The organism is Morganella psychrotolerans, assembly GCF_001676055.1.
In the GTDB taxonomy this organism is placed as follows: domain Bacteria; phylum Pseudomonadota; class Gammaproteobacteria; order Enterobacterales; family Enterobacteriaceae; genus Morganella; species Morganella psychrotolerans_B.
Map to the genome: position 1 here is coordinate 673,609 of NZ_LZEX01000001.1, position 9,400 is coordinate 683,008.

General features: G+C 44.7%; 16 protein-coding genes. 15 read left to right on the plus strand and 1 reads right to left on the minus strand.

From position 1 onward, the window contains the following. Nucleotides 1-39 precede the first annotated feature (39 nt). From AYY17_RS03210 to AYY17_RS03220, 3 genes are all read left to right on the plus strand, one after another. On the plus strand, nucleotides 40-1,101 hold the full coding sequence (locus AYY17_RS03210) for a hypothetical protein (protein WP_067421198.1): 1,062 nt from the start codon (nucleotides 40-42) through the stop codon (nucleotides 1,099-1,101). Between the two features lie 17 nt (nucleotides 1,102-1,118). Further along, entirely contained in the window at nucleotides 1,119-1,616 is a 498-nt protein-coding gene (locus AYY17_RS03215) for a hypothetical protein (protein WP_067421200.1), read from the plus strand. Between the two features lie 330 nt (nucleotides 1,617-1,946). Continuing rightward, nucleotides 1,947-2,444, plus strand: a complete 498-nt coding sequence (locus AYY17_RS03220) for an HNH endonuclease (protein ID WP_067421201.1) — start codon at nucleotides 1,947-1,949, stop codon at nucleotides 2,442-2,444. Between the two features lie 83 nt (nucleotides 2,445-2,527). Here AYY17_RS03220 and AYY17_RS03225 read toward each other — a convergent pair whose 3' ends face one another. Beyond that, the gene (locus AYY17_RS03225; protein WP_067361767.1) at nucleotides 2,528-2,737 is read right to left on the minus strand and encodes a hypothetical protein; all 210 of its coding nucleotides are present in this window, start codon (nucleotides 2,735-2,737) and stop codon (nucleotides 2,528-2,530) included. A gap of 75 nt (nucleotides 2,738-2,812) precedes the next feature. Between AYY17_RS03225 and AYY17_RS21440 the strand changes: the two genes are divergently transcribed. From AYY17_RS21440 to AYY17_RS03280, 12 genes are read left to right on the plus strand one after another with little or no spacing between them, the layout of a single operon-like run. Next, entirely contained in the window at nucleotides 2,813-3,304 is a 492-nt protein-coding gene (locus AYY17_RS21440) for a hypothetical protein (RefSeq protein ID WP_156656613.1), read from the plus strand. Between the two features lie 44 nt (nucleotides 3,305-3,348). After that, nucleotides 3,349-3,696, plus strand: coding sequence for a hypothetical protein (locus tag AYY17_RS03235; RefSeq protein ID WP_067421203.1), 348 nt, complete (start codon nucleotides 3,349-3,351; stop codon nucleotides 3,694-3,696). Between the two features lies 1 nt (nucleotide 3,697). Further along, complete coding sequence (locus AYY17_RS03240; protein ID WP_067421205.1) at nucleotides 3,698-3,979, plus strand: hypothetical protein; 282 nt, start codon at nucleotides 3,698-3,700, stop codon at nucleotides 3,977-3,979. 57 nt (nucleotides 3,980-4,036) lie between these two features. Then, the gene (locus tag AYY17_RS03245) at nucleotides 4,037-4,990 is read left to right on the plus strand and encodes a hypothetical protein (RefSeq protein ID WP_067421207.1); all 954 of its coding nucleotides are present in this window, start codon (nucleotides 4,037-4,039) and stop codon (nucleotides 4,988-4,990) included. A gap of 39 nt (nucleotides 4,991-5,029) precedes the next feature. Further along, complete coding sequence (locus tag AYY17_RS21810; RefSeq protein ID WP_202906368.1) at nucleotides 5,030-5,182, plus strand: hypothetical protein; 153 nt, start codon at nucleotides 5,030-5,032, stop codon at nucleotides 5,180-5,182. 10 nt (nucleotides 5,183-5,192) lie between these two features. Next, the gene (locus AYY17_RS03250) at nucleotides 5,193-5,465 is read left to right on the plus strand and encodes a hypothetical protein (RefSeq protein WP_067421209.1); all 273 of its coding nucleotides are present in this window, start codon (nucleotides 5,193-5,195) and stop codon (nucleotides 5,463-5,465) included. Next, nucleotides 5,462-5,704 carry a hypothetical protein gene (locus AYY17_RS03255; protein ID WP_067421211.1) on the plus strand — a complete coding sequence of 81 codons (243 nt, stop codon included), beginning with the start codon at nucleotides 5,462-5,464 and terminating at the stop codon, nucleotides 5,702-5,704. The genes AYY17_RS03250 and AYY17_RS03255 overlap by 4 nt, the downstream gene beginning before the upstream one ends. Then, nucleotides 5,701-6,624, plus strand: coding sequence for a recombinase RecT (locus AYY17_RS03260; RefSeq protein WP_067421213.1), 924 nt, complete (start codon nucleotides 5,701-5,703; stop codon nucleotides 6,622-6,624). The genes AYY17_RS03255 and AYY17_RS03260 overlap by 4 nt, the downstream gene beginning before the upstream one ends. A 2-nt stretch (nucleotides 6,625-6,626) precedes the next feature. Beyond that, nucleotides 6,627-7,322, plus strand: coding sequence for a lambda exonuclease family protein (locus tag AYY17_RS03265; RefSeq protein WP_067421316.1), 696 nt, complete (start codon nucleotides 6,627-6,629; stop codon nucleotides 7,320-7,322). 53 nt (nucleotides 7,323-7,375) lie between these two features. Continuing rightward, nucleotides 7,376-8,266, plus strand: a complete 891-nt coding sequence (locus AYY17_RS03270) for a DNA cytosine methyltransferase (protein WP_067421215.1) — start codon at nucleotides 7,376-7,378, stop codon at nucleotides 8,264-8,266. A gap of 2 nt (nucleotides 8,267-8,268) precedes the next feature. Beyond that, the gene (locus AYY17_RS03275; protein WP_067421217.1) at nucleotides 8,269-8,580 is read left to right on the plus strand and encodes a hypothetical protein; all 312 of its coding nucleotides are present in this window, start codon (nucleotides 8,269-8,271) and stop codon (nucleotides 8,578-8,580) included. Then, complete coding sequence (locus AYY17_RS03280; protein ID WP_067421219.1) at nucleotides 8,580-8,885, plus strand: hypothetical protein; 306 nt, start codon at nucleotides 8,580-8,582, stop codon at nucleotides 8,883-8,885. Before AYY17_RS03275 ends, AYY17_RS03280 begins: the two co-directional genes overlap by 1 nt. The last annotated feature ends 515 nt before the right edge of the window (nucleotides 8,886-9,400 follow it).

The window sequence follows — 9,400 nt, forward strand, 5'->3', positions numbered from 1 at the left end:
GTGGTTGTGTAACTTATTTAATTTACAGGAATAATATGGATGTCAAAAGATAATAGAAATAAGGTAGTTCACTATAAAAGAGCCGTTCTTTCTAATTGTGAATCGACTTTACAAGAAATAGTTAGCTCCATAATATCTAAGGATGGCACTGCATCCAAAGTCTCCAATAGACAAGAAAAGATATCACCAACTGACCCCAGCAGCCCCTTCCGCCTAATAAACAAAAATGAGCTATATAAAACAATTTTATTCGGGCAGTTAATTTTGTTTGAACAAGGGAGGAGTCAAGCGCTGATGACAATCAATGATGACTCCGATTTTTATGACATTGATGCAATAACATCAGAACAAATACAGCTATTATCGGATGAAGGACTTACTTCTGAAGATACAAAAAAGATAAAAAGAGAATTTATTGATTCAATATTGCACTTTGGGATATTTCAAAATCACGTAATGATTGTTCAGTCAAAAGCCCTGTCATCAAAAGATATTGAAAATCATTTAAACTGGTTAATCCATAGATTTTCAGAATGTCTAAATGAAGATAGCTTTTTGATTTTACAAGACAAACCATCAGAAAAAACAATTGAAATAATGGAAAGCTCCCCAGTTAAAAAAATTAAGCTAGGTAGCGTTCCAATAAAAGCAGAAGACAGTAATGGAAATATTTCCATTGAAAACAAATGCATTGAAACCCTTGAGAAAGTAAAAAAAATAAAATACATGCCAACAGGTAAGGGTGGCGACATAATTAAAGCAATGCTTGGTATGAAGCTTTTTAACGACTTAAAGCTTGAGGATTCACTGGATGACGCTAACCTTCAAGTTAACCTGGAAATAACATATTTCAGAAAAACATCGAAATCTGGGCAGGATGTTCTTGACAGCCTGGCAAGCTCAATGAGGCATATAGATGAAGATGATATTGAAATCAGCTTAGATGGCGGTGGAATCATAAAAGGAAGTGAATTGAGGCTCCGTGGCAACTTGAACGTTCAGTATTACAATGGACTAATTGATGAGAATCATCTATATTTGCAGATGCATAAATGGCTTTTATCCAAAGTAGATGCGGGAGAAATCGGAGAGAAAAACTAAATTAATCAGGGGGCTGTATGAGTACTGGAAAACTGTTAGTTACCATGATAATGGCCTTCTCCCTTGGCTTTATAGTTGCTCAGGTTGCACTTAACTATGTAACTATTAACAGTGCAATAACGCCTTGGGTATTAATAACTATTTTATTCTTTCCCGCCTCATTTGCTGTTCAGGCGATGCTTAAGATACCCGAGGCCAGCGAGCACCAGCAATTAACCCAGTCTGAATTAAAGCGATTAAAAGGTATTATCAAGGTTAAGCAAAATAAGCTATTCATACTCTTTTGGGTTTACGTTATTTTTGCCGTTGCTAGTGCTGCTTTGTTTCTCCTAAAAAATCCAGCAGTGAGTATAAATGTAGCGATCTCGGTAAGCCTTGGACTTATCGTGGCTTCACTTTCATCTCTGGTATACATACGGTCAGTAATGGATGAAATACAGTCATTTAAGAGTCTAATGATACACCGAGCCGATAAAATAAAGAAAAAAAACGAACTACTCGAAAGGTTAAAATAACCCCCCAGCCCTCCCCGTGAGGGCTTTTTTGTGCCTGCAATTCCCCCGCCTGTGTGATCTGCGTCCAATCGTGACGATTTTTTGAAAATAAATTACCTGTTAAATCAATTGGGTAAACTTCTTACGCCAATTTAGTTTACCTGCGGGTATTTACATTTAAATTACCTGCGGGTATATTTATATCCATCGAAGGGCAACCGGAGATAGCGATAGTCGAACGGCGCGACTTTAAACCATGCGTCGGGCACTCGGCGGAACCAAGCCAGTATGGATGGTCAATGAGATGCAATTTCATAGGAAATATTCCTTACCCGACGAGGTGTATTTCAAATGAAATTCAGCAACAAATATGTGAAGTCAAACTTTAAAAACATTGATTACGACAATGATCGCGGTTGCTTGTTTAACACAGCAACAGGTGAACCATACACAGCATGGATAGACCACAGGGGATATAAAAGGTTAAACCTTCCGGTGGTTGGCACCGTCATTGAACACAGGGCTATATGGGCGGTTGTTCATGGTCACTGCCCTGATATGCACATAGACCATATCGACAACGACAAGTTGAATAACAGAATCGAAAACATTCGGCTGTGTACGCACAATCAAAATCAACACAACCAAGGGATCAGAGTCAACAATAAAAGCGGTTATAAGGGAGTTAGTTGGATGCGATCAATGAGGAAGTGGCAGGCTCAAATATGCTGTAACAGCAAGGTAACTCACCTTGGTTTATTTGTAGACAGAACGGATGCCGCCAGAGCATACGACCAGGCAGCAAAAGAGCTACACGGTGAATTTGCCTGGCTCAATTTTCCACAGTAGCAGTGCGGGCATAACCAGATGGGTTGTGTGAGCGCAGAGGCTAAATAGCCCACGGATGGGCTAATCTCTTTCAGATAATAGTCTTATTTAAGGTAAAGCAAATCCAATGCTGATTTCTCTGCATCTTCCGGATCGTCAAACGATTCCAGAATATCTGAGTATTTAGCTGCCTGACTCAGGCTTTTAATATTTTCCTCAACCTCGGATTTTTGCTCAGTAGTCAGCGCGTCAAAAATTGATTTCAGCAAAATATGCTGCGCGTCCAAGCGCTTTGCAATGTCTTTATTATTCATTTTTATTTGTCTCATTTTATAGGGTTAAGAGCATCTTAACTTATTTCCATCAGTGGCACACGGACACCTCGCCTGATGTGGTTAAAAGCAGGCATTCAGTTACTGACTAACACCTCGCAATGCGGGGATAACGGAGGAGCAGTGAGTAAATACGGATATATAGAAGGTGATATTTGCCTGCGCAGTGGGTGCCAAGGTGTAGTGAAAGAGCACCCGGTTGAGAATTGTTCATGCCATATCAGCGCCCCATGCAGAGCGTGCACTTCACCTCGCGGCTACTGTGAAACGTGCGGATGGGAAGAGTCAGAGGACGAGATTTCTAACGATTACGTAGTCAGCTTAAATAAAGAAACTGGCGTGTATCGCTCATGTGAGCCAAGACCGCTTGACGCAAGCAAGGTGGACTGGCACAGCAAGCCACACTCCAGCGCATCAATGATTAAAGAGGGTGTTTACCCTGCTGGTATGGATATCAAAGATGTTGAAGATAAAGTACGCGGCACCTTCGGCGGATACTTTGAATATTTCGGCAATGGAAAGTTTAAATACATTGCTTATACCGATTAACAGACATCACGGAAACAGGCACAGGGAAGTGCAAGGGAGGAAGTATGACAGATAAGTATTTGTGCTTTTCCTGTGAAAAGGAAATAAGCAACACAGGTAAATCATTTATTTTTGATGTTGATTATAGCGATAACCCATGCGCTGAAAATTCAGGACATTGCAGTGAAGAGTGTTTTTATCGCTCGACAGGCAGAACTAAAGAGCTTCGTGACTTACTACACAGAAAAAGTCTGCGTGATTATTTTGCAGCCAAAGCAATGCAAGGTGACTGGGCTGCGCAAACCGAAGACACGGGATATTATTCCCCACAATCATCCGACGTTATCCTAGATAACGCCGCTGAGCTTTATTACCGCATGGCAGACGCAATGCTCAGAGCAAGGGAGAAATAACATGGAGCTTAAAAACACTCCAGCACCGTGGGCGATTCTCGATGACATCGAGTGTAATCACTCGACAGCAAGTGAGACCTATCATCACATTGGCGCCGGAAAATGGTTTCATGATGATTACAGTAATACCGGTTTTGGGTTATCAGGATATATGTCAATTCACGATGCCAGATTAATCACAGCGGCACCTGACTTACTGGAGGCGCTAATCGAACTCCGGAAGCTGGTTGCTCATCATGACCAGGCTGACGCAGCAATCAACAAGGCACTCGGAAACGAATAGCCGCCCTGCTCTCTTTCACACAGAAGTAACCCACCCTATAAATAAACGGAGTTAATTATGTCAAACGAACTGGTCATTATCGAACCAGAGACGGCGCTCGACATTTTTACGGCACCGGATAAGGTTCAAATGATGTTGTCCAGCATCCGGGATAAAGCCCTCGCAGAGCAGGCTGAACTGGATACTGATTTATCCAAAGCAAAGAACCGCGACGCCATTAAATCACTGGCCTACAAAGTAACGCAGTCGAAAACATACATCGACAAAGCCGGTAAATTGGTCGTTGATGAATTAAAAGAGCTACCGAAGAAAGTAGATGCCAGCCGCAAGCAATGCCGTGATGAACTCGACGCACTGAGCGATGAAATCCGCAAGCCTGTCACCGTGTTGGAAGAAGCCGAAGAGCTGGTTAAGAAAATCGAACGTGACCACGGCGAAGCATTGCAGATGAACGAACTGCACGACCTGCGCAAAGCCGAAGAAGAACGCAAGCGCATTGAGCACGAAAACGAAATCAAGCGTCAGGCAGCAGAGCAGGCGCGAATCGAAGCCGAGCAGAAAGCACTGCGCGACCGTGAAGCTGCCGAGCTGAAAGTTAAGCAGGAACGTGAGGCGGCAGAGTTAAAAGCCCGACAGGAAGTCGAGGCAGCAGCCAAGCGTGAGCGTGATGCCAGAGAAGCACAGGAACGTGCTGAACGCGAAAAGCAGGAAGCTATCGCAAAGGCTGCAAATGATGCCAAAGAAGCACAGGAACGTGCTGAGCGTGAAAAGCTGGCGGCAATTGAAGCGGAGCGTCGCAAGGCAGAGGAAGCCGAAAAAGCACGACTGGCAGAAGTTGAGCGCCAGAAGCAGGAAGAATTAAAGCGTCAGGCGAATAAAGAGCATCAACGTGAATTCAACCGTGAAGCGTTGCAGGCGCTGACCAAGGCAGGATTTGACGACAAGGCAGCAACTAAATTTCTTAAAATGGTAATTAACGGCGAAGTACCTCACCTCTCAATGAATTACTAACCACCCTATCCCACCACGGGATATCAGCAGGTAAACAACATGAAAACTAAACCTTGTCGCGCAATGCTCGATAGCTGCGCGGTGCGTATCGTCACGCCTCAGGCAAAGAGAAATAAACACACTCCGCGCTGGATTGAAAATTTAGCGCTCGTCATTGTCGCCGCCGTAGCTGTTATCCCGACGGCGATGTAAGGGGGATTTTATGCAAAACAATATCGCAATTAAATATCATCGCTCATGCAACTCACGGGTGACTTTTTTCAATGAGCACGAAATTGAGTTTGATGAACACTGCGGATTAAAAATCAGCAAAGGAAGCGCTGAAGCAGTGATTAAGATAGTCGAAGATTATACGGACATAATCGTCGAGAAAGCACTGATTCGCATGGATGAGCAATCAGTCGTTGAAACGCTACGGAAGGCGGGATTCGACATGGACGTCATAGCAGAACTGGCAGGCAAGGAGGCGGCATGAATGCATACGCAGTGCAGGATGCTCAGGAAGAGCGGCGGCTGGAACATGCGGCACGGCAGGATGCTGTAAACGATGCTCTGTGCATGGATGCTGCCGAGTTCATGGATGGGCTCCCTGAGCATATCTTATCGCCGGAAATGGAAAAGATAATGGATCCTATCTTCATCAAAAACGGCAAATCACTGGATGCGTTACTCGAAGGGATTCGGAATGCGCACCTCATCGGGAGAGAGCAATGAGTACCGCAATACAAAAAGTGTACGAAACAATAAACCCGCTCAAAACGGACTTTGAGCAGGTTTGCAGTGAGCCGAGCATAGCATTCAAAAGGGAATCTGAGTTCGCTATGCAAATATTTGCCAATAACGATTACCTGGCAAACGTGGCTGTGAACAACCTTATTTCTGTGCGTAGCGCAGTGATGAACATTGCCGCTATCGGGATCAGTTTAAACCCGGTACAAAAACTGGCTTATCTGGTTCCGAGAGATAAAAAGGTATGCCTCGATATCAGCTACATGGGGCTGATGCACATCGCGCAGCAATCAGGCGCAATAAAGTGGTGCCAGTCCAGCATTGTCCGCAAAAACGATAACTTCCAGCTCACATCTATCGATACAGCCCCTCGGCATGAATACAACGCTTTCGCACCAGCGCAAGAGCGCGGCGATATTGTCGGGGCGTATGTCGTAGTGAAAACAGATGACGGCGATTACCTGACACACACAATGCCGATTGCTGATATCTACGCAATCCGTGACCGGTCATCAGCCTGGAAGGCGTGGAAATCAAAACAAAAGTCATGCCCGTGGGTAACTGACGAAGAACAGATGATCCTGAAAACAGTCGTGAAACAGGCGGCTAAATACTGGCCTCGGCGTGAACGGCTTGATCAGGCTATCGATTACGTGAACACAGAATCAGGTGAAGGTATCGATTTTAAAGGTGAGCAGTCACAGGAACGTGATATCACCCCTGCCGGCGAAAATCAGTTACAGGATATAGCCGACCTGATGATTAAGGTTGGTGGAGAGTGGAGCGATACATTCCTCGCATTCATCAGTAAAAAATTCAACCGTCCTATATCTCACCCGGAGCAGCTAACTGTATTTGAAGCTAACACCATCGTAGACATGCTCAGGAAAAAGGCAGGCGAATAATGATTAGCAACGACATCATTCTCAGCAGAACCGGCATCAACTTATCCAAAATATCGCAGGGAAGCGAAGAATGGCTGTCGCTACGCCTCGGGGTGATTACTGCCTCTGAGGTTTGGAAAGTGCTGGCTAAACCACGTTCAGGTACGACATGGAGTGATACCAAAAAGACGTATTTCAATACGCTTATCGGTGAAGTTTGTACTGGCGTAAGCAAGGAAGTTACCGCCAGATCGCTGGAATGGGGAAAGGACTACGAGCTCGAAGCACGGATGACATTTGAGTTTTACAGCGGGCTGATGGTCACGGAAGACCCGATAATTTTCAGGGATGAATCGTTGCGGGCAGCCTGCTCTCCTGACGGTATTTGCAGTGATAGCGCCGGGCTTGAGCTTAAATGCCCCAAGACAACGGAAGTCTTTATCGATCTGGCTTTAAACGGAATCAAAGCCATGAAAAAGGAATACACAGCTCAGGTTCAATACTCAATGTGGATCACCGGAAAGGATGTCTGGCATTTCGCAAACTACGACCCACGGATGCCGGGAGGAAAGGAAATTGTCCATATACCGGTAGAGCGTGACGAAAAAATGATGCAGGAATTCGACCAGCAGATACCGGAGTTTATTGAGGCAATGGATGCCGCATTAAGCACACTCGGCATTAAGTACGGTAATCAGTGGAAAGGATTTCGGCTTTAATAACCCCACCGTTTCAGGATGAAGCGTAATGCAGGGATGCTGAGGAAATAACAATGACCGCATTTTATAACGAAAACGATCCGTTTGTTGCTCAGTGGTTACGGAATCTCATTGCTGCCGGTCATATAGCGCCGGGTATAGTGGACGAAAGGAGTATTGAAGATGTCACACCCGATGATTTACGCGGATTCACACAATGCCACTTCTTCGCCGGCCTCGGTGTCTGGTCACATTCTTTGCGTCTGGCCGGATGGCCGGATAACAAGCCGGTATGGACAGGAAGTTGCCCGTGCCAGCCTTTCAGCTCGGCAGGTAAAGGAAATGGATTTGCTGACGAGCGGCACCTTTGGCCTGCATTCTTCCACCTCATCAGCGAGTGCAAGCCTGGCATTATCTTTGGTGAACAGGTTGCAAGCAAAGACGGCCTCGGTTGGCTCGACCTTGTACAAACTGACTTGGAAGCAAAGGACTACTCCACAGCAGCAGTCGATTTATGCGCTGCGGGCTTCGGTGCGCCGCATATCAGACAGCGGTTGTTCTGGGTGGCCGACTCCGACAACGCGGGACTGGAAAGACGGCAAGGAATGCCGGAACGTGCCACTGAATGCTCTGCTGGGTCGGGTGGTGTGGATGGCGGGTTGGCCTACTCCGACATCAAACGCGGGAACCGGTGCCGGAACGAGTGGCAGGCAGGGAGGGATGAATATCCAAACGGCAGCGCAGTTGGCAATAGCGAACACACCAACCCGATTAACGGTCACTGGCGAGATGCTGATTGGTTGCTCTGCCGGGATGACAAGTGGCGGCCAGTTGAATCCAGAGCATTCCCGCTGGCTGATGGGGTTGCCGGTCGAGTGGGAAAACTCCGCGCCTACGGAAATGCCATCGTCGCGCCGGTCGCGGAAGAGTTCATAAGGGCTTATATGCTGATAACAGAGGAATGAATATGAAAAGTGAATACGCGATGCACGGTCAGGTGATGAAATTTGTCATACCAGAGCCAGACCCGAAAGATGTCTGTAACCTCTGTGGCGGTCATGTTGGTAAAGATAATTTAATTCAAGGACAGGCAGCAAATATCTGCTTTGACTGCTCAGATTTAGCAAAAGAAATTGCTGATGAAAAGCGCAAGGAAATAGCTGTAAATCAAGTTCGCGAATTAGGTGATTTTCTTGAAAGAATTGAAAATGGCTATTCAATTCATGAAATTGCTGAAGAGTTATATGAGGCTGGATATAGAAAAATTCAGGAGGGGTGATGGATAACGAAATATTAAATAAACTTCGCAAAATAAAGGAATCATATTTAGAAGAAGACGGCTTACGCTCTGTTCTTCTAGAAGATATATCTTTTATTGATGAAGTAATTAACGAACTAGAGCGATTTTACAATGTTAAACCTGTGGCATTTACAATAAAAGATGATTCCGGATATTTGTACGTGAATAGAATGACGACACAGGGACGTGATGATGACGAACTGACTTACCAGTTAAATTTATTGCAGAAATACTACCCTGAAAAACAGTACTCAATCACCCCACTCTACCGCTTAGATAAATAACCATGACAATCGGATTTGTATTGCTAATGGTAATGCACGGCTCTGCTGTGCCTGTTACCGATGATATTTATACGCTCGCAGAATGTGAGAGCCGCGCAGTGCAGGTAATGGCTGTGCGGAATGTTGAATTAGTGTGCGCGGAGGTGGTGAGATGGGATACAGGTCGGTAATTATAAAAAAAATGCTACACGTGCGGTAAGAAGTTTAATTACCTTGACCATGATACCGGTCATGATATTTGTGCCACATGTAAATCCCAAACAGATGCACGCGGAGAATCAAAGAGACAAAGAATAAAAGATGAGGATGAATCCCTTGAAGTGGGCATGTTTTTTAAAAAAACACACCCTGAAAATGAAATAAATGATTGTCAGGATTATATTTTAATTGCATATAGAAATGGGTTGTATGTTCTTGTTAAAAAAATAGGTGATATTAATTTTATATATGAAAATTACCCTGAATTTTTTGTTGACTACAAAAAAATAGACAAAAGACTAATATTCGAGGTTACC